Genomic DNA, 23146 nt, shown 5'->3' on the forward strand with positions numbered 1-23146 from the left:
TGCCGGCTCGATTAGATTATTTGTCAGATTGCATTTCATTATAAAAATTGTACGCATTCGTTTTAAATCTTCAAGCACATGGATTAATACTAGCTTAAAAACACAACATCAATTTATAATAACAATCATTCTCATTTGTATTTAAGTTGAATTATCAAGACAAACTTATGGATTTAACGATGCTATTCATTAAAAAGACTGTTGCAGCATTCTTTTCCTCCCGCGAAATCCATTGCCTCTCCCTCGCAGCTCTTGCCCTGAGCTTAGCCGCCTGTGGTGGTACTGATAGTCCAGTAAGTAATGGCACGTCTGTTGCGAAGGGGGCCGGCATGAGTGCTGCGGCGCAGATAGGAGAGAAAATCTTCAAAGATGTGAGCCTGTCAGCTTCCGGCAAGATGTCGTGTGCAACTTGCCATGACGCTGATAATGCACATGCGCCTAAGAATGATCTGGCGGTGCAACTCGGTGGGCCGAACCTGGATGTGCCGGGTACGCGGGCGGTGCCGTCGTTACGTTATCTGGAGTTGAACCCGGCCTTCTTTTTTGCGGCGGATGGTACGCCCACTGGCGGTTTTACCCGCGATGGCAAAGCCAATACCCTGGCGCAGCAGGCAGAGACGCCTTTCCTGGCGGCGCATGAGATGGCCAATAAAGACCGTGCAGATGTGGTCGCCAAGTTGCAAAGAGCCAGCTATGTAAATGAGTTCAAGACGGCCTTTGGTGTAACCGTGTTTGACAATGCCGATACGGCGTTTGAACGTATCCTGTTCTCGTTGCAGCAGTATCAGAAAGAAGATAGCGACTTTCATCCTTATGATTCGAAGTATGACCAGTTTCTTGCTGGCCGTGCCAAGCTCAGTGATGCCGAGTTGCGTGGGCTTGCGCTGTTCAATAATCCTATCAAGGGCAATTGCGCGTCTTGCCATCTGAGTGCCAAGGGTGCAGATGGTGCTTCGCCTTTGTTCACTGACTTTACTTACGATAACCTCGGCGTGCCGCGCAATATGGATATACCGGCCAATGCTGATCCTGCTTTCTTCGATCTTGGCCTGTGCGGTCCTGACCGTAAGGATCTGGTGACACGTAGTGCGCTGTGCGGCGCTTTCAAGGTGCCTACGCTGCGCAATGTGGCAACGCGTAAAGTGTTTTTCCACAACGGCAAATTCAAGAGCCTGCGCGATGCGGTGAATTTTTATGTGCGCCGCGATACCAATCCTGAAGAGTGGTTCCCTTATGGAGCTGATGGCAATGCCCTCAAGTTCAATGACTTGCCTGTGTTGTATATCGCCAATGTGAATACGACAGAAGTGCCTTACAACCGCCAGCGTGGCATGGCTGCTGCCCTGACTTCTGATGAAGTGGATGATGTCGTCAAGTTCCTTGGCACATTAAACGATGGTTACAAGCCTTGATACACGGTCTCTTCATCACATAACAAATTTAAAGAATTTAAAAAACTGGAAATTCATCATGAAAAAAAACATCTTTATCAAAGCTGCCAAAGTCACCACAGCAGCCCTGATCACTGGTCTGTTCGCGGCCCCTGTACATGCAGGTGAGGCTGAACTGCTGCAAAAAATAGAAAAACTCGCCGCCGAGCTCGAAGCTATCAAGTCTGAGCTGGCCGCAACGCGCAAGAAGACAGAAGTAGTAGAGCAAAAGCAGGAAGTGATGATCAGCAATGCGGCCAAGGCTCAATCACCTGGCGCGATTGCGCCGCTGGCATCCGCCGCATCTATACCAGGCACAGACAGCGTCAGAGTATTGCCACAGACGGCACAAACCGTCATCAGCAGCTATGGTGAAATCAATTACACCCGCCCACGTGAGGCCAGCAACCAGGCGCAGACGGATGTGGGTCGCGCGGTCATTGGCATTACTCACCGCTTCAATGAAAAAACCAAGATGGTGGCTGAATTCGAGTGGGAACACGCGATTGCCTCTAAGGGTGATAACGGTGAAGCCGCAGTCGAGCAACTGTATGTAGAACATGAAATCAAACCTGGCCTGTCTGGCAAGGCGGGTCTGTTCCTGATCCCTGCGGGCTTTTTGAATACCAGCCATGAGCCAACGGCTTACTATGGCGTGCACCGTAATTTTGTAGAAACCGCGATCATCCCTTCCACCTGGCGTGAAGTGGGCCTGGGTTTGTCCGGCTCGCATGACAATGGTCTGAGCTGGGATCTGGGTCTGACCACAGGCTTTAACCTCACCAAGTGGGATGCCAGCTCTGGCGATGGTCGCGAATCACCTCTGGGTGCAATTCACCAAGAAGGCCAGTTTGCCAAATCGCGTGACCTGAGTGTGCATGGTGCAGTCAACTGGCGCGGCGTGCCTGGCTTGCTGCTCGGTGGCTCGGTATTCACAGGCAAGATAGGTCATGCAACAACAGACTTTGCTGCCAACGATGCCAGACTCACTCTGTGGGATTTGCATGCCCGCTATAACCCCGGCAAGCTGGACCTGACAGCACTGTATGCACGCGGCACCATCAGCAATACGAGTGATCTGAACCTGACCTTTGTTGGCCAGCCTAATCCCGTACCATCTGCGTTTGCCGGCTGGTATCTGCAGGGTGCTTACCAGTTGTGGAAGAATGAAGACTACAGCCTGACACCTTTCCTGCGTTATGAGCAGTTTAATACCGCCAAGTCGTATGCCTTTGTGCCGCTGGGCCTGGGTGTGGCAGCCAGCCCGGATGAAAAAGTGACGACCTTCGGTGCCAGCTTCAAGATAGGCGAAGGCGTGGTATTGAAAGCTGATTACCAGAAGTTCAAACAAGACAGCAGCCGTGACCGCTTTAACCTTGGCGCTGGTTATTCGTTCTAAGATGTACTCTGCAATGTGCATTATCATGTGCTCATTGATGAACTCTTGAAGATATATTGATGAACCGGCTTGTTCCCTTATCCCTGCTTGCTGTCGCCGGTGTAGCTGGTATCAGCGGCAGTGCCTTTGCCACGCAATACCTGACGGTGGAGCAGGCGCAGGCGGCGATCTTTCCCGAGGCCAGCAGCTTCAAGCCTGTGCCGCTGCAACTCGATGCGGCACAGATGAAGCAGGTAGAAAAACTCTCTGGCCTGCCAGCCCGCTCAGTGAGCTGGCGTGCTGTTGCTGCTTACAAGGACGACAAGCTGCTCGGCCATGTCGTCTTTGACGATGTCATCGGCAAGTTTGAGCTGATCTCGTATGCAGTCGGCTTGCAGACAGACGCCAGCGTGCGTCAGGTAGAGATACTGGCTTACCGCGAAAGCCATGGCTTTGAGATACGCAATGCCAACTGGCGCAAGCAGTTTGTCGGCAAGACTGCGGCCAGCGGCCTGGCAATAGGCGAGGGTATTGCCAACATCAGTGGTGCGACATTGTCTTGCGTGCATGTCACCGATGGCGTGCGGCGCATCGCCGCGATTGCCCAGGTCGCTCTCAAAAAATGAAACGCCGCGCCCAGCCAGCCCTGGGGACTTTTGTGGAGATAAGTATCGGTGACGCGGTAGATGATATGCAGTTACAGGCCGCCTTTCAGGAAGGCTTTGCTGCCATTCATGCCATTCACAATCTCATGAGCTTTCATGCGCCTGACAGTGACATCAGCCGCTATAACCGCGCTACTGTTGGCAGCCTGCTCGACATTCACCCGCACACTGCCGCCGTATTGGCTGCTGCCAGGGATGTGCATCTGCACTCTGATGGCCTGTTTGATGTGCGCGTCGCCAGGCAACTGGTGGCCTGGGATTATCTGCCGGCACCTGCCAAACTCATTGCTGGTGAAGTAAACAAACCAGGTGAGATGTATAGCTTGCCGACTGCCACGCAAGTCCGCAAGCATGCAGACGACTGGCTGGATCTTGGCGGCATTGCCAAGGGCTATGCGGTTGATTGCGCTATCGCAGCCCTGCAGTCATGTGGAGTACAGCATGCCTGCGTCAATGCTGGCGGTGATTTGCGTGTGCTCGGACAGAGCCAGACTGTGTTGATACGCGATCCAAAGCAGCCGCAAAACATGATAGGGCAAGTGCTATTGGCAGAACGTGCACTGGCAACATCAGCCAGCTATTTCTCTTGTAAGGACATGGCAGGTAAAAAGCGTAGTGCGCTGCTGCACCCATCAACGGAGCAAGCGATCGTTGACCAGCACAGCTATACTGTCATTGCTCTTGCTTGTCTTTGGGCTGACGCCCTGACCAAGGTAGTTGCTGTCAGTGGCAATGTGCAACATCCATGCTTGCGTCGGTATGATGCTGAAGCTTTTATCATTTGACCCTGTCTCATATCCTGATCGCCCCTTCTTGTTTATCAATTATGCACACTCATAAACATAGCCTGCATCATCGCCCTCTAGCACTTGCTACGGCTCAACAATTTAAATTGGAAGCTTGGCACAAATATATGTTGTATGGTTTGGTCGCGACCTTGTTTATCAGTGGCGTAACCTGGTTGCTGGCTCGTTATTTCCTACGGACGATGGGAGAGTTTGGCGAGAATATAAACCCGCTGGAACACTGGTCCATGCAAGCTCATGGTGGGCTTATTATTCCACTGAGTTTTCTAGTAGGGGGATTGCTATTCCAGCACATACGTCGTGCTCATCGTGCACAACGCAACCGGAATACTGGCTGGAGCATGATACTGATTTTGCTGTGGCTGGCGTTGACTGGTTATGCTCTTTATTACTTTTCCAGCGAAGATTTACGTCCTTATTGGTCAACTGCACACTGGACAATTGGTTTAACGCTACCTTTGATGTTGGGCTTTCATATCATCAGCGGCCGCAAGCTGAGTCAGGTTGGAAATCAATAAAATTTAGTACGGAAAACATCACCGACGTCTCCCCGTATTCAGTAGCAACCGGCTTTAGAGTCCGCGTTCACTCGGTTGGGTATTTTCGACAATTGAAAGTCCAAACGCGCAATAGCCTTTTGGTACATAAAAATAGGAAGCATTGAAATAATAAAAGGGGAATTTTATTCCCCTTTTATCGTCCATCTGACTGCTCTGACTGCTCTGACTGATCAGCAAAGCATCATTTCATTCTGGTGGCATCATCAAATTTTCGAAGCATCATTATTGCGTTTATTGACATCTTCTTTACGCTCTTTGCGGTCTTGTTTCAGTTCTTTTTTATCTTTGTTCAGGTCATGCTTTTCATGATTGATTTCGCGTTGTTCATGCTCACGTTTTTTCTCTAATTTCTCCGCGCCAGCAACGTTGCCATTTTTTACATCACGATCTTCTGCACGTTGATCAGTATTCCGTTCTTTACGGTCTTGAGCGATTTCTTTTTTGTCGTGATTGATATCGCGTTTATCTTTACCGATTTCACGACTCTCATGGCGAATTGCTTTGTTATCTTGTTTCACCTGATCTGTTGGTGAAGTACCAGGTGTTTGTGCAAAAGCAGAAATAGAGAAGGCAGTTGCCAATACGGCGAGGATGATTTTAGATTTCATGGTGATGGCTCCTGAAAGTGATTACTGGGCTTAAGCATCGTTAGCGTATTTGCTGAATTGCGATGTCTTGAGCAATTAACGGGTTTAAGTCACAGTGGATGACAACATTATCGACCTAGTTGTAACGATATGTATTCCAGCAATAAAATATCTTCCTGTTTATAGTTCAGCATGCAAGCGAACTGCGTAAATTGAGAACGGGCCGCGGTCGCGGTTATAGGTCGGATTCGTCACATGCTGAAAATCGAAAGAGAGTTTCAGATTTTTAGCCAGCGTTGCCGAGTAATAGGTTTCGATAATTTTTTCTCTACCGTAGTTCAGTTGGCCGTCTCCGATCAAAATACCAATGCCGCCAGTAGAGAAATACGCTTTGGCATTGGGCGATAAGGAGTTAACCGTACCGGCAATGCCAACTTTATCGTTCGGTCTTGGGCACGAAGTATCTATGTGCTCCAGTGCCTTTCATCGTTCCCCTCTGGTAAGGAAACGAGTTTGGCTAGCACTTCAATTAGCTCTTTTGTTTTTGGCCCATATTTCTATCGAAAACTGTTAGGCCACATTTGACCGATATTGACCGATCGGAACTTTAACCCATCTAATGCTCGTGTCAGATTAAGTCCGGGCTAGTGCAAATTAGGAATGATTCTCTAAGTGTTTCTTCTTGTAATACCTATTTGTGCATTCTCCGAATTCATACTTGACTGCCTTGACGTCATACACCCCGCAATTGATCAGCTCCGCTGCGGTCAAATCGAACAACACGAAATTGTGACCTTCTCCTAATCCGCTTTTGAAACATACGCCATCAAAACCATGATGGCGGAAAAACTCGACGAGAATTTGGGTCGGAATGTAATCCGAGCTAGTGTCTCCGCGTGAAATTGGGCGACTGAATGCTTGATTTATTTGCCACCAAATGGCATTCCGAATCCCTTCCCGCGTGGTTGGTGGGGAAAAGATTAGTTCAATATCGCCAAACTCCTGCTCAACTGAATAGCAGTCAACTAAATGTAAGTTTCGTTGAACTTTAAACTGAGCAACCGAAAGCATTTGTCCAAGCTGCGGCCGCATTTCGGCCATACACGTATCTAAATGGTTAGAAAGGTAGAGATAGGCGATACCATGAGGATTAGCGCGGCCCTCGCCGCAGAATTCGTGGTTCGGTTTCATACGCTGCTCGCTAAATCCGGTGATGATAACGTCGCCTTCTACATGATCTTTATCATAGCCAATCTGGGCTCGATAAAGCTCGGCACCTTTGGATAGGGAACATGTACGTCCAGGGAGCGTCGCCGTTAATGCAGCGAGAAATTCCACGATAGGCGCAGTGTGAACATATCGTCGCTCGAAGCGCACGTGCCGTTGAAAAGTATTGAAATCATTGTGGCTCTTAAATTCCAAGTTCTTCCTCCTTCAGGTAGTTTGCTGATAACCCATGGTGTAGCAAAGCCCTCTCACTCTGCCGGCGCATTTACGCTAGACAATCAATAGGAGGAACGGTGGTTGTTGGCCAGATTCAGTCGGTGTCCCAAAGGATAGCATTTGCCAATCTGAAAAATATGCGGAATATCACTTGCTCGGAAATTTTCAGATGAGAAATGAGAGAACTGATTCGCATACGCAATTAATTTGGTGTTTTTCTTGAGTATGGTGAAATTTACCAGTCACATCGGAGGCCATGCAAAAAAGAAGGTGAAGCCATTTTCCCGAAGTGCGATGGCGCAGGCAACAGTTCATACTTATGGAATCGGTGTTAGCCTCGCCTGTGCAGGCTTTGCGACCATCGCGACCTTCTATCACTTAAGGCCAAGCTGTCTGACGAAAATGAAGGGATTAGCAATAGTGAAGACGTAGGAGTCAGGGGAAGTTCTTAAAACATTTCTTTTTGTAGATGCTTTCTTCGACAGACTGGAAAGTGTTGGTCAAGCCATTGTTTATCATAGCGCAATAACCAACGGAACGAGTGTGACGCGGCCCTCGCGAATATGCTGCGCTTCGCGATTTTGTTCGAGGTCAAAAAATTAATGCAAGCTGCTCGGTGCAAATGTTGTTGCGATCGGAAATTTGAGTTTTCATCAAAAATTTCCTTTGAACGAACTTTTGCCGGAGCTGTATGGAATGACTGATCCATGACGTGTTGCCATTTGCATTGCTGATGAAACGATACCCAAGAGCCAAAAAGCCAGTCAATTAACAGCAAGCGATGGGCAACGCTTCGCCATTTTCCGGCACTTCGCAGATTACGTCCTAGGATGTCGATGCTTTTCTCAGAAAGAGCATTCGAGAATTCTGGATGTGGCCGTAAGAAGTGATATTTATTCATTAACTCAGTTGAGAAGTCCTTTAGTCTAAGTGATCCATTTTGTGTAAATAGCCCACGCTCTTTTATTGCTCGCAAAATGGCCGAATGCGATATTTCGGGTAATGTCGACGAAGAACTCAACGATGATTGCCGTTGATGCAGAATGGCTATTCCTAATTGTGTGAGTCTCCACAATATATCCTCATTTCCAGAAGTGGTGGCGGTGCAATATTGTTCACTTGAAGCAACTTCGTCATCGGGAAACATAAAACGGTTGTGACGGGTGTAAGGATGTACCAACGACCTGCTTAATACGGTGCCATGTATTTGACAAAAAAATGAGGTCGGCAATTGATGTGATCTCCGCCAATACGCTATTGAAAAAATACTTAGGTCTGATGTCATGCAGTCCTTGCAAAATTTCCACGTTTGGATATTGCCATTTGAAAGCGTCGATAATCCGTATCCGGCAATTTCTATTGGTCTGACTGAACTGCCAGCATGCCACGGATGCCCACCAATCTCTTCGAAAAATTTCACTAGCGTCATCGTTGCGAGAATTGACAATGGATCACCAAAACAACCGTTCGTCATATCACAAAAATGAATCAAGTTTACCGGATAGTCTGAGACTCTTGTGTTCTTTGAATGGCCAAACATACTCCGACAAGCATCGCGATCATCTTTGGCTGCATTTGCCAACCTAATTCTCGCTACAAGACTATATAGTGTTTCATCCTCTCGAAGAATCGGGAGCGCGTTGAGTCGCATGAAATTTCTGTTTAGAGGCGAAAAAATACTCTCATATTTGCGAAGACGTGGCTGGGGCGCTGGCTGGTCTGCCAATTGAGCCTCGACGTGAAGTTCTTAGTTGGTAGGCTCTACCAGCTTTGTAAAATGTACGCTCAGGACATGGGCCTGCCCAGTCATTTTTAATTCCACGAATATTGAGTATCGTATTGATAATGGACATTGACGTCCCGCTACTGCGGGGTATATCTGCAAAGTATTTGAGGACTTCTCTCGCTTTATGTACTTCGAGTCCACTGAGCTTAATAATAACGTGATCCGAGGTTTCTGGATCAGGAAGAGATAAAACCGTCCATAGAAGTCGCCGTGCATAAAAGTGCCAAGTTGACTCCATGCATTCCAGCGAAGCTGCAATTGTAAGTGGAAACCGATCTTTATTCGGCCACGTAGTGCAATTTCTGGTTTGTCCATTTAGTTTTGGTTGTTTTATTAACCTACTTTTTGACACACGAATTGGCCTTTTGTTTTCCTCATATAGATTTTTGCATGTAGACCTAATGGCTGCTGCCCATTGTACGTCCTGTACTTCGTCTTTTTTCTTCCTGAGCATTGCTTCTTTTGAATCTCGTTCTCTTTTTTCTCCTTCATCTTTAAGGCGAGTATCGATAACTTCGCAGGCTGTTGGTAATATTTTTACTAGTCGCTTCATTGCCCCAAAGTTATATTTCCAAAGTGCTTGCGCATTACAACCATAGCGCATTGCTGTTTTCACCAAATCGTGGATCAAATCGTCCTCGACTTGCTCGAGTGATTGTGGGGTTTTAAGCGTTTCGCTCAATGGGGGTGTGATAACGCTGGAGCGTGCCTTATCAAGAAATAGGGATGCATCACGAAATAGGAAATATGCAAGCAACAGATGGCGATACAAAGGGGATTCAGCTGCAGCCGAAGTGCCGACCACATGAAACCAGCCGCTAGTTTTACCAGAACTATACGCGGCGTCAATTTTTGATAGTAGTTCTATTCCGAAATAATCCTCAAGTTGTGCAAACAAAGAACCGCGATTGAGTTTATCTACACCCCTTCCGAAACCTAGTTCGATGGCTCTCCTTTTATACAAATTGGCAAGTTGTTCTGTGCTTAAAAGAATCGGCTCTGTTGTTAATAGTGTCTTTGTAAAATTCGCGAAACCAACCTCCACTTCCTTCACAGGCTCTTCAATTAATTTTGGGTGGTCTCCAATGACATAACCACATGTGCAACCCAGCCATGCCGAAAGGATCAATTCGTTACGGCGCGCAAAGGGGCAGCTACAAGCAGGACAACGATCAAGAAGCTTACACTGGTGTTTCCAGCAAATGGTTACACCTGGTATCTGGTGCGAACGATGAATGTATGCACAACCATATTCTTGTTCGTCCTGTACAAGGCATTGTGGGCACATATGTGTGACTGAGGAGCTTCCCTTTATTCGTCGTGGCAGCTCTATCGCATGTATATCAACGTTTGAAGCGGGATTTGTCAATGAGACCTGAGTGCCGGAAAAGTGCTGGCATAGCGGTAATAACGTATTTTCATTTTGTATTGTTTGAAGATTGTGTTTTGCTGAACCAGGTAATTTAGAGGCTAGTTTGTCAAGATGTGGCTGCACAAGTGTGGTGAGGCTAAAAGGGGGAGCATTGAATAATTGTTGGTATGTAATCTTGGCGGTTGGTTGCCCTCGCAATATGTGGTACCGACTTATTCTTGATTCAATTGTTTCGTCTGGCATGCCGGCCGGAAAGAACGGCAGAAATTGATTTGCAGGAGAAGTCATTTCGACGAACATGTTAGGCTCCTTTAGGTTGGAAATCGTTGTTGCCGCGACTTTCACTTGACCTTAGCTGCTCTAAACTACTAATGAGGTATTCTTGAAGACCATCCCGCCTGATGTCACTTGATTCAAGCGTACTCTTTATTTTTTCCCTGCTAGTTTCCTGATTTTCTTTTCTTGTCCTATTTCGCTTTACAGTCTCAGTCGCTTGCTGTGCCACTGATTTTCGTGCTTTAACCGTTGGTGTTGATTCTTTTTCCTGTACTGACACACTAACGCCGCCACTTTTTGTTAGTGATGATTGTTTATCTTGGTCTTGAGACGGAAATAAACCCCATCGCATTGCATAAAACTCCCAAGGAATATCTTCAAATTGTTGAAGAATAATGGGATTTTTGTCTCTGAAGCCCGTAATGAGATCCCTATCTCTTTGGCTGAAGTCAGGTCCATAGAATGCTTCTTGCATGTGCTCTTCCGTAACAAATGATTCACCCATGTCAAGAGCGAGTCGTTGTGAGCTGGCGCGTATTCGCGCACCGTAATCTCTTATACCTCCACAATATTTAAAGAGTAATGATCCATTAGTATCCGATATTGGTGATGGCTCCGGCATCACGTTGTAGCGCCACAATGCTGGAGCAATGCAGTCAGTAAAATCATAGTCGGTTTCTTCTAATGGATGCATTTCTATACTGCCAGCTGATCCAACACGGCGCATATCTTGGGAAAATGTGTCGAGACTATTCATTCCTAAGGGATTTCCCATTAGTACGATAGGTACGCCGAAATTGAGCAGGCGGAGGAAAAAAGTTGCGGCTAAGCCGCCACGTGTGCCACCAGAGAAATTTCTCTTTTGTATTTCGTCGATGACTAGTACACCTACCCCATGATTAATCAGAATGATACCGACATGCACGGCAAGTTTTTCATTACTCAGGTTTGTCAAACTGCGCTCCAACGAATAGCTTGTACCGATCGCAAGATCAAGTGCGGTCAGAATCTGTAACAGCAGCCCACCGATAGATCCATCGTGACTCATCGCTACGTGGAGCCAAGTTGCCTGCGTCAGGTGATTCCAATCTGCCGCATACGATTTTCCGTGCTCTATTTTTTGCGGTAATTGTTTCAATGCTCGCAAGATTTCGTAAGACTTACCCAACCCTGTGACTCCACTAATTCGCATTCCTTTTGCTGAACATGGCAACCAAGGAAGGTCGCGTAAATCTTTTCCTGCGCAGCGAGCGATAGTCATCGCTCTTGCTCTCGATTGAACCAAGGTCGGGTCTCGGCCAATGTAGCCGCGACGTATCATTCTGTAGAGCCGGGTTGCAGTATCTAAAGAAGTAAGAGTGGGTTCAAACATCTGCTCTTGTAGGCGATCAAGGAGGTCATGACGGCTTTGAAGATCAAGATTTCTCATATCGAGTTTAGCGAGTGGCCAGCTTTGAAGTTTTTCTTCTAAATTGTTGGTACTCAGATGTTCGTCGAGTCGATCAAGAAATGGATTTCCAGATGGGCATTGGCTTGGTTTGTTCACGGTATTGTCCATCAGAATTTCCTTTCAGTATTGAATTTTGTTAGGCGATTTTTCATCAATTCGACAATACGATTTGTGTTGCCAGGGGCCAAAAATTGAGTTGAGATTGACTTTGGAAATTTGGCAGACTGTTGGGTTGAATTTTCAGATCCATCATTACAATCATTGATCCTGCGAATTTCGCTGTCGATGTCAGCACGCTTTTCCGCTTTACGGGCGATGCGCACGCTTGCTATTTTGGAGTCTGATGCCTTGTGCCCAATTCGAGTACTTTGCGCTACCTTCTTCCTCGTTTTTGCATCCGCTTCTGTTTCTTGCCGAAATGCTTGCTGGTCAATCTCCGCCTGATCCCGCGATGATGTGCTTTCTACATTAAGTACTTTCTGTAAGTTGTTTGTTGCGCATAGGTCATGGATACTACCCTCGGCAATTAGTATTGCGTCGTCCTTGACATTTGGTATGACGTGCAAGCCATTCATATCGAGGAGAATGATGTGTGAAAGGTCGTCTGGGTCTGCTCGAACGGAAATATGTTTTTTTCCTTTCGAAATTGCATCTCGTACTATTCCTGAATACGCAACATACTCACTGTTGAATCTTGCTCCATGTAATAGCTCCACTGTATTCCCTGTATCGGGACGATGCAGTACTAAGCCGTTGCGTTGCACGCTTGCAGTAAATGTCGGAAGTAAGTGCGCTTTGAGATAAGTCGGATCGACTGGTTTTCCAGATATGTACCCATTGGCTTTGGCCCATCTGTAAATTCCGATTCTTGTCCGAGGTAGAGATATGCCGCTGATTGCAAACTCTCGCCGCATTTCAGTTGGTATCATATGAAGGGGGAGTTCCTGCTTTGTGTTTGCCCAGTGAATCCAGAGTAATAGCAACCGAATGTATTCGTAACGTGAAAGAATAGCCTTGGTGATGGCTAGTGGCTCACCACGTTTTGCTTTTCGACCATGGGTTGTTCCCGTAAGTTGATGGTCAAAGCCACGGTGGCGCGAATGATGCCCACTTTCAGACGGACTGTTTCTATCTGCCCGACCACTTGCGATGAATTCGATACGAGAGGTGAGTCCATCAACAATAGACTCTATACCATTGCAACTGCGCAGTTCTCCATTATCGGAAAGGTATTTGGAAAAGAAGAGTGAGGGAAAATCTTCCGCAGGTAAATCTAAATTGTATCTTGCCAGTGTGGATGTTTTGTCGGTTGCTGCGCGTAGAATCGCCAACTTTGCATCATCTGTTCTTAAGTTGTCTAAGCCAATTTGCCAACCAAAATATAGTCCCAGCCATGCGTCTCGCACGAACAGTCCTCGCCCTATGCCAATAGGCTGCAATGGATCCAGACAAGAAACACAATTCACATCGATTGGTGATGCATCAAGCGAACCGACCTGAGCGATAGCGTAAATGCCGTCACACGCGGTGCCAGTGAGAGGCCGATAATTGCGAGCCCATTCACCTTCACCCATGAGGCGTCGTGCTGCAGCGGTTGCATCTTTAGCGAGCGGCCCATGGTGTCGGAATTCCTTTATTGTTGGACGAAGGTGTGCTTCCAGCAAGTCTGGAGTTAAATGGCCGCACTTATAAGTATATCCTTTACTGTAGAAAGTACTGCTCATGGACAAAAACGCTTGCTTGATAGAAGTTCCCGGTTTGACGAACATCAGGTATCCGTCTTCCAAATTTTGAGTATCTTTTTCGCTTAATATGAGGCCAGCTAAATCCGTGTTACCAGCTTTGGCCGCCGCGTTTTTTCTACCGAGTTTGATGCCGTTTTTTGCTAGCCGGCGCTTTCCAGGAGCCCCGCTTTTACTTATGGTATTGGGCAGGAGTGCATTGAGAATGCAACCAAAAGCATAGAATCGGTGCAATGCGTCAAACACCTGACCGGGACTTACCCCTGCTTCGCGAGCACGATTCCTAACTAATCCATCAAGATAAGTAAGATCGGGGAGACGGGGGCCACCTGAACTAAAGTCGGTGGGTAGAAGCGGTTTGATAAGTTCAAACTTGAAATCTCGCTTGATTTCGAGAGGAGATTTTAATCGGTCTTCATGAGACAAGGATGGATCATTTTTTGGAGGAGATAGTTTGCGCAGATCGGAATCGCTGAGTCGCCAATGATTCGGTATCTCGACGGTCGTTTTCTGAATTTTTTTTGCTAAAAGTAGGAGGTTAATTTGACTTAATTGGAATGACTCAAACCCTAGTGCATAATAGTTAGCTTGTTGTGCTGAGGAAGTTTGCCTCGGTCCAGTTGGAATTGGGATCATCACAACTCGATCTTGCTTTGGTATAAGATTCAAAACGCGATAAGGCCCTTGGAGTGGTGAGTCTGGCTCAATGCCAATCAGTATCTCGCCGGGATCAATTGGTCCTTTTTCCTGAGAATATGACAATTCATTCATGACCAGGTCTCCCCAAATAGCCTTAAACGAAGTTTGTTGCGCAGTTCAACCCCTCCGCCACGTAAAGGGTGAGAAGTTAAAATTCGGGAAGAAGGGTCAATGTCGATCAACTGCTTCCATGCACAGTGCCTAAACAGCAACCAACCATTATCTATATTGATAAAAGTTGCATTTGCTGCGCATTCGATGGCTTCGCTCAGTGTTAAATCAGAGTGTGAACTGATTACACTGGCGAATTGAGACGCCAGCGGTAGTAATTCAGGTGCAAAGTGTAGAGTGGAACAGTCCAGCCACCACTCTAGTTGTCCTGCAATGGGCATGGGAATAAGCGCTGAACTTGATATGAAATATTGGGCCCCCAGTTCAGCCGCGTATCTTCGTTCAAGTTCAAGTCTCTCAAGTGTTCGCCATTTGATCTGGGAACTGGGCTCACTAATTGGTTTGGATGAAAATATCGACAGCCCTATGCCATTATTCCTTGGGATCGTCGCTACAAGATCTAGACTGGCAACATACGGCTGACTGGAGCCAATTTCATGGCCATGTTCAATATTTGCTTCCTTCGCGATAGCGATTAGTCCTCTTGACCACTTTAAGTTTGCCGTAAGAGCGCCCGGAGCCCCATTCAATGGATTTGGGTGTGCAACCGGCCAAATTGGAAATTGCTCACGTAAATCTAGAACTCCTAGCCATAGAAGTAAAAGTGCTGTGTGGTACTCCCCGCGTGAAAAATAATGAGCTGTCCGCTGCAGCGGCGGCATGAACGATACAACTTGATTTGAAGTGGGAGATGGATTTTTTCGTCGTAGTGTCAACCAAGGTTTGTATTCGGTACCGTGGCCTATCCCATGCCCGAGTCGTATATGCGCATACAATTTTTTGTATGTCATTCCTTTCATGCGTCTTCGCTTCGGGTAAGGTTCTGTTGGCAGTGATTCTCCTAAATGTGACCAGTCAGATGAGTGCACATCAATTTGTTCCTGAATATTCACTTGCAGCCCCCCCGTTATTCAATGACTACGTTGTTCGCATATAGATTTTCCGTATGCAACTAAAATAGATCAAAAAATATAAGTAAATATATCTTTAAAACTGCATAATTTAATGCAAGTAAAAATGTATTTACTTAATATTCGAAGGTAAGGGGTATCGCCTGGAGAAATTCAGGAACTCCTGACCTTTTTTTGGTGGAGCAACCCAGTTAGATTATTCCACTTCATATTTCGGTTTCTTTATTCTTCTTACGTTCGGTTTTTCGTCTTGGAAGCAATGACACTGGCAACCTCTTTTGGGTCATCGACTCGGGGAGTTTTAGAGCCATTTGAATGAGTTCAACTTGAGTGGGATGGAGTGTATCTAGTTGACGTCTCAATTCGTTAAACATCTTGTAATGAGCCTCTGGTGCCTCGCTCTGTAAAACGATTTTCCGTTGGGACATTTCTATAGAGTCATACAGGCGCTTCTCCCATTGCGCATCAAGATCTAATTGTGTAATTAACCTGACAAGAAAGTCTGAGGGCGGCGGACCTTTCGTGCCGACTTCTATTGCGGAAATATAACTTTGTTCGCACCCAAGTTTTTCTGCGAATTCTGCTTGGCGCAAGCCGCTAAAAATGCGCAATTCGCGAAACACTATAGAAAATGGACTCATATATTAAAAAATAGTAGTTATAACTTCTGATTTTAGAAATATTATGGACGTGTTTCTTCCTTTGTCAACCATGATTTTTTGCTTTTTTCATAAATGGCACCTCTTTGTTCCACTTTAAAAAGGACTGCTTATAAATTTCCTCGCAAGTTGAAGGGTTTTCTTTATTTTTCTCTAAAGGTCGGCTGTTATATGTCTGCAGTCTGTTCCGAAATTTATATGTTTGATCTACTTATTTTTGCATCCTGTCGCATAGCGATTGTAATAATCGAAGTTGCTCGGCAAAGTAGCTGAAGATCAATTGCAATTGTAAGTACTGCAACTATTTCAAAGTCAGCTGAATATGCGTAATAGATGTAATAGCCTCTATTGTGGTTGCTTAATTCAACGAGTATTGCGAATTAGGTTCAATAGTGGGCTAGCGACTGTTCAAGACTTTATTGTTTGACTATTACTTGATATTTAAGACTTTATTGTTCCGTTCAAGATTCTATTCGGACGTAACAGGAATCGCTGCTTGACGCTACCTGGACGGCGGATTACATTACTGACTCATGGGTAAGTTATTTATACTTACAAAGGCAGTATGCATCAATCAATGGTTGTTATGTTTGTATATGACCTGACGGTGCATACTGTGTTGAGATTCAGTGAAAAGTTATCGTTATGATGTCATGTCCGTTTAAACCGAAATGGGAGCGCCGCAAAGAAGCTCGTCCTCAGGAATTGCTTGCTGCTGCGTTAAATCTGTTTGTTGAGCGCGGTTTCGCTGCGACCCGTCTGGATGATGTTGCGAAAGCCGCAGGCGTCTCCAAGGGAACCTTGTATTTGTATTTTTCAAGCAAGGAAGATTTGTTCAAAGCAGTCGTGCGCGAAAACATCGTACCGCTGCTGGGTGAAGCTGAGGGAATGATCACGGCTTTTGAAGGTAATACAGAAAGTCTGTTCCGGGAGTTGACGCTGAGCTGGTGGCGCAATGCCGGAGAAACTAAGTTATCCGGTTTGCCAAAACTGATGATGGGGGAAGCCGGAAATTTCCCCGAGCTTGCACGGTTTTATCAGGATGAAGTGATTGCCCGCGGTGAGGCATTGTTGGCAACGGTGCTGGCGCGGGGAATGCAACGTGGTGAAATCCGGAATATCGATCTGGAAATCGATACCAGATTGTTGATTGCGCCGGTGATCATGATGATGATGTGGAAGCACTCGTCATGTGTATGCCAGATCGAGCCAGAAAAACTCAACGTCTATCTGGAGCATTACATCCAGATGGCCTGGAATAGTTTATTGATACGGTAGGGATAAATGTGGCTTGGCTGACGCGCCAATGGTGACTCTGGTGATTTATACCTGTTGAATGATTCCGGTGTCTGCTTAAACAGAAAACAGCGTACTGAAAAGACATTAAATATCGCTGAATACCGGAATCAAACCGGCATACAGAGCAGTGCTTTGATAAAATGCGGGTTCCTTTAATTTATGCAATCGAGTGAACAAATGAATATCGAAAAAGCCCGTTTCAACATGATTGAACAACAAATACGTCCTTGGAACGTGTTGGATAAGGATATTTTGGATATGTTGATTGTGGTGAAGCGGGAAAACTATTTTCCGCAAGACCAGAAAACACTGGCTTTCTTTGACACAGAGTTGCCATTGCCGGACGGCTCTAAAGCAATGAGTCCTAAACTGGAGGCGCGCATTGTTCAGGAATTGGGCCTTAAAAAACAGGAGTCCGTGCTGCTGATCGGCGCTGCATCCGGGTATCTGGCGGCTTTGCTGTCTTCTATGTCCAGCCACGTGACTGTGTTGGAAACATCGTTGGTGCTGAAAGAACTTGCTGAAAAAAATCTGGCGGCCGATGGCGTGCGTAATGTCAGCGTTTTACTGGCAGACGGATTGTCCGGTCAGCATACAGGTTCGTATGATGTGATCGTGATTGCCGGCGCCGTGGAATCGATTCCTGAAACATTGAAAAAACAATTGAATATCGGCGGACGTTTGCTGGCAATTGTTGGCCGCTTGCCGGTCATGCACGCAGAACTGATCACCCGCTCTGCTGATGCTGCATACGACACTCGCAGTGTGTTTGACACGGTGGTTGCAGCAGCACCGGGCGCCGTACCTTCCTCACAATTCAAATTCTGATCTGTTAGTCAAAATAGAAAACGTATGCAACACATCACCGCACAAGAACTAGCGCAATGGCTGACTGATAGCACTAAAAATTCTCCGCTTTTACTCGATGTCCGGGAACCCGGCGAGTATGAAACTTGTCATATCGAGGGCGCACAGCTGATGCCTATGCAGACAGTTCCTGCGCGCTTGAATGAGCTGGATGAGGATGCGACGATTGTTTGTATTTGTCATCACGGTGGTCGTAGTATGCAAGTCGCTCATTTCCTCGAACACCGGGGATACAGCAAAGTGATTAACCTGACTGGTGGTGTGCATGCGTGGGCACAGCAAGTCGATCCGGCTATGCCGACCTATTAACTAACTTTTATTCGGAGTGTTTCATGCGTAATCCAGTTGTTGCTGCACTGCTTGCAAGTGCTTTTCTGTCGCTGAGTGCGAATGCTACTGATTTGCTGCAAATTTATCAGGATGCTCTGGCGAATGACCCTCAATATGCGAGCGCCCGTTCCTCGCTGACGGCTGGTCAGGAAAAGTCAGTTCAGGGACGTGCTGGTTTGCTGCCAACGATAGGTCTGAACGGAAGTGATACCCGTTCACGCGTCGAATCACAACCAGATATTGCGAATGCGGATCGCAATTTTACGACCTTCTCGAATACCTGGTCGCTTGCCTTGTCGCAGCCTTTGTTCCGCTGGGCGAACTGGCAACAATACGAACAAGGTAAATTGTCTGTTGTGATCAGCGAAGCGCAGTTTGCTCAGGCAAAACAGGATTTGATCGTACGTGTCGGTCAGGCCTATTTCGATGTGCTTGCCGCGCAAGATACGCTGGCAACATTGCAGGCGCAAAAAGTGGCGATCTCAGAACAACTGGCGTCAGCGAAACGCAACTTTGAAGTCGGTACGTCAACCATCACCGATACGCATGAAGCACAGGCGCGTTACGACCTGGCAACGGCACAGGAATTCGCTGCGCAAAGTGATCTGCAGGTCAAACGTTCAGCCTTACAGCAAATCATTGGTAAGGAAGCGGGTGAACTGGCGACACTGAAAGCCGGTGTAAAACTGAATTCACCCCAGCCAGCAGCGGTGAATGAGTGGGTCAGCTCCGCTGAAAAACAAAACTTCAATGTGGTCGCCTCCGAAGTTGCTGTTGAAGTCGCGAAACGTGAAATTGAAAGAAACCGCGCCGGACATTATCCTACGCTGGATCTGGTGGCGAGTACCGGCCGTACCGCAACAGGTGGTGCTTCTTCGACTGGCACCGGCGTTGTGAAACCGACGACGATCGGTGTGCAATGGAGCATTCCATTATTTGCCGGTTTTGCGGTTGACAGCAAGGTCAAAGAAGCCGTTGCCTTGCAAGAAAAAGCCCGCAACGATCTGGAGACAAATCGTCGCAGCGCAGCGCAAGGCGCGCGTCAGGCTTACACCGGCGTGACCAGCGGTCTGGCACAGGTTAAAGCATATGAAGCAGCAGAAATCTCCAGTCAGTCTGCGTTGGATTCAAATAAACTCGGTTATCAGGTTGGTGTCCGCATCAATATCGATGTGCTGAATGCGCAACAACAGTTGTACACCACTCGTCAGAATCTGGCGAAAGCACGTTACGACACCATCATGAATGGTCTGCGTCTGAAGTCGGCAGCGGGTACATTGAAAGAAGAAGATTTATCTGAAGTAAATACTTTGTTGCAGCGCTAAAAACAAAAAGAAAGTCGATTCCAGGACAGCAGTCCGACAACAAAAAAGCCCGCTGAATGCGGGCTTTTTTGATTTTGATCATGCCAGTTTGTTACATATCAATTTGTACTTTAGCGCAGGGTGAACACTGACGTATCATAGGTGCTGATTGCTGGTACACAGATGTTGTCGTCCAGCCTGGCTACCGATTTACTTATGAAAGTCATTTATGGCGTTGCCCGGGTTTTTGAATAAGCGTTGGCTGCTACCAGTCTTTGTTCTGGCCGGATTGATCTTGCTCTCAGGCTGGATTTTTTCCTCCTCGCTGTTTGGTCCCCGGTTGGAAGTCTTTACTTTGCAACGCGGTGAATTAGTACAAACCGTGGTTGCCAGCGGCAGGGTGGCGACACCTGCAAGAGTGGATGTCGGTACACAAATTACCGGGCGCGTTGCTGCTGTTCCCGTCAAGGAAGGGCAGACTGTGCGAGCAGGGGATCTGTTGATAGAGCTGGCTGCTGCCGACGAAAAAGCAGCGCTGGAGCTGGCGCAGGCGAATGTCCGGCAAGCCGAGGTCAGACTCAGGCAGTTGCAACAACTGACGCAGCCGACCGCGGAACAAGTGCTGGTACAGGCGCAGGCCAATCTGATCAACGTCGAGAAGCAATATCAGCGCACCCGCGAGCTGGTTGCGCAGGGTTTTGTCGGTAAGGCGCAGCTCGATGAGGCGCAGCGCGCGCTCGATGTTGCGCGAAGTCAGTTAAAGAGTGCGCAATTCCAGCTGCAATCGAGTAAGCCCGACGGCAGCGATTATCAACTCGCTGTTGCCGGATTACAGCAGGCGAAAGCGAATCTGGCGGCAGCGCAGGCCAAACTTGAGCACACCAGAATCACGGCGGTGGTGGATGGCGTCCTGATTGCCAGAGACGTAGAGCGTGGCGATATCGTACAACCGGGCAAAATCCTGATGGTGTTATCGCCCGCAGGAATCAGCCAGTTAGTGGTGCAGATAGATGAAAAGAATCTGCGTTACATCCGTATGGGGCAGTCTGCCTTCGGCGTGACTGATGCCTATCCCGGGCAGAAATTTCCGGTACAAGTCGCGTATATTAACCCCGGCGTTGACGCGCAGAGGGGCTCAGTGAATGTCAAATTGAACGTATTAAAACCACCGCTGTTTCTGACGCAGGATATGACAGTATCGGTGGAGATAGAAGTCGCCAGAAGTCAGAATGCTTTATCGCTGAATGTGGAAGCGATCCGCGATGCGAGTACGCTGCATCCGTGGGTGATGGCTGTGGTGGATGGCCGCGCAGCCCGGCGTCCGGTGACGATAGGCATACGCGGCGATAAAAGCGTGGAAATAACTTCCGGGCTGGATCAGCATGATGTCGTATTGCCAGCGACAAATATGACGATAGAGGCGGGGCAGCGGGTACGTCCTGTCGTCACGAAAAATCCGCAGTCATGAATAGCTGGCTTCCTTTTGAGTGGATAGTCGCCACCCGTTTTTTGCGGGAGGGGCGCATGCAATCTCTGTTTATTATTCTCGGGGTTGCTATCGGTGTCGGCGTGATTGTGTTTATGTCGGCCTTACTGGCTGGCTTGCAGGCCAATTTGTTTCGCCGCGTGCTGAGTTCGCAGCCGCATATCACGCTTGAAAGGCCGAAGCAGCAGGCGACGCCGGTATTGCTTGCCGCACCGGGACAGCAGATCGTGACGACGATACAAAAACCATCGCAGCGCGTGAATACCATTGACCAGTGGCAAAAAATCCGCGATCAGGTCGAGGCTCGCAACGACGTTGTGACCGTCTCACCAACCACAACCGGACCGGCACTGGTGGTGCGCGGCAGCGCCACGCAATCGGTGTCAGTGATCGGCATTTTGCCCGAGCAATACAACAAGATCGTGCCGCTCTCAGAAAAAATAACTGCCGGCGTTTTTCGCCTGACGAACACCGACGTCATGATAGGCACGCAACTGGCGGAAGACATGGGCGTTGGGCTCGGTGATAAATTACGCCTCAATTCAGCAGCAGGCACCAGTCTGATATTGAATATCGTCGGCATTTTTGATCTGGGTAGCCGCGCTGCCAATCAGCGTAACGTGTATGTGCTGTTGTCGACCGCACAGAATTTATTGAATATGGTTGGTGGTGTGTCGAGCATAGAATTAACGGTGCATGATCCCTACAGCGCAGAGGATATTGCGCAATCTATTGCCAACAGTACGGGGCTTAACGCGCTGAGCTGGATTACCACCAACAGCCAGTTTTTCCTGGCGATGCGGGCGCAGACCTATTCCAGTTTATTGATCCGTGTTTTCGTTGCGCTGTCGGTGGCAGCGGGGATCGCCAGTGTGCTGGTGGTGTCGGTTGTGCAGCGGCAAAAAGACATAGGCATCCTGCGGGCGATGGGCGGCAGCCGCGGGCAGGTGCGGCGGATATTCCTGATACAAGGTGCGCTGGTTGGTTTAGCGGGATCTGTGATCGGCTCTATGATGGCAGTTGGCTTACTGGCGATGTGGAAAATCGTTGCCAGAAATCCAGATGGCACGCCCATGTTTGTGATTAATGTCGATTGGCAGTTCTTTGTCTGGAGCGCATTGCTGGCGATGCTGGCCGGTGTGCTTGCTGCGGCGACCCCGGCGGTGCGTGCCGCGCGACTTGATCCTGTGGTGGCGATCCGTGGCTGATACTGTCCTCCTTCTTAAACAAGTCTGTAAATCGTATGCTGTCGGCACGCCGGCAGAAACGCAGGTGTTGTTTGATATCGATTTACACCTGCAACAGGGCGAGTTTGCCGCACTGATCGGACCTTCAGGTTCCGGTAAAAGCACCTTGCTCAATATCATCGGCTTACTGGATCGTCCCAGTGGCGGGCAATTGATCATGACCGGGCAGGATACCGGCAATCTTGATGAGGCGCGGCTGACGCAGTTACGCGGGCAGGCAATCGGCTTTGTTTTTCAGTCGCATTATTTGCTCACTGCGTTCAGCGCGACAGAAAACGTGATGATGCCTATGCTGATGCAGAATGGTCGTCCGGATGATCGTATGCGCGAACGGGCGCAGCATTTGTTAGCTGAAGTGGGCTTGAGGCAATGGCAGGATAGTCTGGTGGGAAATATGTCTGGTGGTCAGCAACAAAGGGTGGCGATCGCGCGGGCGCTGGCACTGAATCCGCCGTTGATACTCGCAGATGAGCCTACCGGTAATCTCGACACCAAATCCACTGACGCTATTTTTGAGTTGATGCGTAAAGTGAATGCCGATCAACACACCACGTTTCTGATGGTGACGCACAATATGGAGTTGGCAGAACGTTGTGATCGCACGATAGAGTTGGTCGACGGAAGAATCGCTCCGCCGATTTCTTCCATTACTTAAACGTAAGACCGGTTCTGTTGATT

Annotated in this window: 20 protein-coding genes and 1 pseudogene; 12 read left to right on the forward strand and 9 right to left on the reverse strand. The window is 47.8% G+C overall.

Translation table 11 applies throughout. The features are described from left to right. Positions 1–179 precede the first annotated feature (179 nt). From H8K29_RS03830 to H8K29_RS03850, 5 genes are all read left to right on the forward strand, one after another. A complete protein-coding gene (locus tag H8K29_RS03830) occupies positions 180–1412 on the forward strand; it encodes a cytochrome-c peroxidase (protein ID WP_186896444.1) in 1233 nt (410 codons plus the stop codon). A 58-nt stretch (positions 1413–1470) separates the two neighbouring features. Then, positions 1471–2829 carry a hypothetical protein gene (locus H8K29_RS03835; protein ID WP_255423234.1) on the forward strand — a complete coding sequence of 453 codons (1359 nt, stop codon included), beginning with the start codon at positions 1471–1473 and terminating at the stop codon, positions 2827–2829. Between the two features lie 59 nt (positions 2830–2888). After that, complete coding sequence (locus tag H8K29_RS03840; RefSeq protein WP_186896445.1) at positions 2889–3434, forward strand: FMN-binding protein; 546 nt, start codon at positions 2889–2891, stop codon at positions 3432–3434. A gap of 32 nt (positions 3435–3466) precedes the next feature. Continuing rightward, positions 3467–4258 carry an FAD:protein FMN transferase gene (locus H8K29_RS03845; RefSeq protein ID WP_186896446.1) on the forward strand — a complete coding sequence of 264 codons (792 nt, stop codon included), beginning with the start codon at positions 3467–3469 and terminating at the stop codon, positions 4256–4258. 128 nt (positions 4259–4386) lie between these two features. Then, positions 4387–4797 (forward strand): DUF4405 domain-containing protein, encoded by a 411-nt coding sequence (locus H8K29_RS03850; protein ID WP_186896447.1) that lies wholly within the window; start codon positions 4387–4389, stop codon positions 4795–4797. Positions 4798–5042: 245 nt separating this feature from the next. Here the strand turns inward: H8K29_RS03850 and H8K29_RS03855 are convergent, their stop codons facing one another. The 9 genes and pseudogenes from H8K29_RS03855 to H8K29_RS03895 form a co-directional block, all read right to left on the reverse strand. Then, positions 5043–5447 carry a hypothetical protein gene (locus tag H8K29_RS03855; protein WP_186884847.1) on the reverse strand — a complete coding sequence of 135 codons (405 nt, stop codon included), beginning with the start codon at positions 5445–5447 and terminating at the stop codon, positions 5043–5045. A 159-nt stretch (positions 5448–5606) separates the two neighbouring features. Further along, a pseudogene (locus H8K29_RS03860) lies at positions 5607–5819 on the reverse strand (carbohydrate porin); the annotation flags it as partial. Positions 5820–6080: 261 nt separating this feature from the next. Beyond that, on the reverse strand, positions 6081–6848 hold the full coding sequence (locus H8K29_RS03865; protein ID WP_186896448.1) for an RES family NAD+ phosphorylase: 768 nt from the start codon (positions 6846–6848) through the stop codon (positions 6081–6083). Positions 6849–7317: 469 nt separating this feature from the next. After that, a complete protein-coding gene (locus H8K29_RS03870) occupies positions 7318–8520 on the reverse strand; it encodes a TniQ family protein (protein WP_186896449.1) in 1203 nt (400 codons plus the stop codon). Between the two features lie 31 nt (positions 8521–8551). Continuing rightward, complete coding sequence (locus tag H8K29_RS03875; RefSeq protein WP_186884850.1) at positions 8552–10327, reverse strand: TnsD family Tn7-like transposition protein; 1776 nt, start codon at positions 10325–10327, stop codon at positions 8552–8554. Between the two features lies 1 nt (position 10328). Then, positions 10329–11861: an ATP-binding protein gene (locus tag H8K29_RS03880; RefSeq protein ID WP_186896450.1), complete on the reverse strand. Its 1533-nt coding sequence runs from the start codon at positions 11859–11861 to the stop codon at positions 10329–10331. Beyond that, entirely contained in the window at positions 11861–14266 is a 2406-nt protein-coding gene (locus tag H8K29_RS03885; RefSeq protein WP_186896451.1) for a hypothetical protein, read from the reverse strand. The genes H8K29_RS03880 and H8K29_RS03885 overlap by 1 nt, the downstream gene beginning before the upstream one ends. Next, positions 14263–15165, reverse strand: coding sequence for a TnsA endonuclease N-terminal domain-containing protein (locus H8K29_RS03890; RefSeq protein ID WP_186896452.1), 903 nt, complete (start codon positions 15163–15165; stop codon positions 14263–14265). Before H8K29_RS03890 ends, H8K29_RS03885 begins: the two co-directional genes overlap by 4 nt. A 317-nt stretch (positions 15166–15482) precedes the next feature. Beyond that, positions 15483–15917, reverse strand: a complete 435-nt coding sequence (locus H8K29_RS03895) for a helix-turn-helix domain-containing protein (protein WP_186884854.1) — start codon at positions 15915–15917, stop codon at positions 15483–15485. A 663-nt stretch (positions 15918–16580) separates the two neighbouring features. Here H8K29_RS03895 and H8K29_RS03900 point away from each other — a divergent pair. The 7 genes from H8K29_RS03900 to H8K29_RS03930 all read left to right on the forward strand — a co-directional run bounded on the left by H8K29_RS03900 (position 16581) and on the right by H8K29_RS03930 (position 23123). After that, complete coding sequence (locus H8K29_RS03900; protein ID WP_370527128.1) at positions 16581–17213, forward strand: TetR/AcrR family transcriptional regulator; 633 nt, start codon at positions 16581–16583, stop codon at positions 17211–17213. A gap of 198 nt (positions 17214–17411) precedes the next feature. Next, positions 17412–18062: a protein-L-isoaspartate O-methyltransferase gene (locus H8K29_RS03905; protein ID WP_186896453.1), complete on the forward strand. Its 651-nt coding sequence runs from the start codon at positions 17412–17414 to the stop codon at positions 18060–18062. A 24-nt stretch (positions 18063–18086) separates the two neighbouring features. Then, positions 18087–18410: a rhodanese-like domain-containing protein gene (locus H8K29_RS03910; protein ID WP_186896454.1), complete on the forward strand. Its 324-nt coding sequence runs from the start codon at positions 18087–18089 to the stop codon at positions 18408–18410. Positions 18411–18433: 23 nt separating this feature from the next. Then, positions 18434–19756, forward strand: coding sequence for a TolC family outer membrane protein (locus H8K29_RS03915; RefSeq protein WP_186884857.1), 1323 nt, complete (start codon positions 18434–18436; stop codon positions 19754–19756). Between the two features lie 208 nt (positions 19757–19964). Then, the gene (locus tag H8K29_RS03920; RefSeq protein ID WP_186896455.1) at positions 19965–21203 is read left to right on the forward strand and encodes an efflux RND transporter periplasmic adaptor subunit; all 1239 of its coding nucleotides are present in this window, start codon (positions 19965–19967) and stop codon (positions 21201–21203) included. A gap of 56 nt (positions 21204–21259) precedes the next feature. Further along, complete coding sequence (locus tag H8K29_RS03925) at positions 21260–22429, forward strand: FtsX-like permease family protein (RefSeq protein ID WP_222611392.1); 1170 nt, start codon at positions 21260–21262, stop codon at positions 22427–22429. Beyond that, a complete protein-coding gene (locus H8K29_RS03930; protein ID WP_186896456.1) occupies positions 22422–23123 on the forward strand; it encodes an ABC transporter ATP-binding protein in 702 nt (233 codons plus the stop codon). The genes H8K29_RS03925 and H8K29_RS03930 overlap by 8 nt, the downstream gene beginning before the upstream one ends. The last annotated feature ends 23 nt before the right edge of the window (positions 23124–23146 follow it).

Source organism: Undibacterium sp. CY21W (assembly GCF_014284265.1).
GTDB lineage: Bacteria > Pseudomonadota > Gammaproteobacteria > Burkholderiales > Burkholderiaceae_D > Undibacterium > Undibacterium aquatile.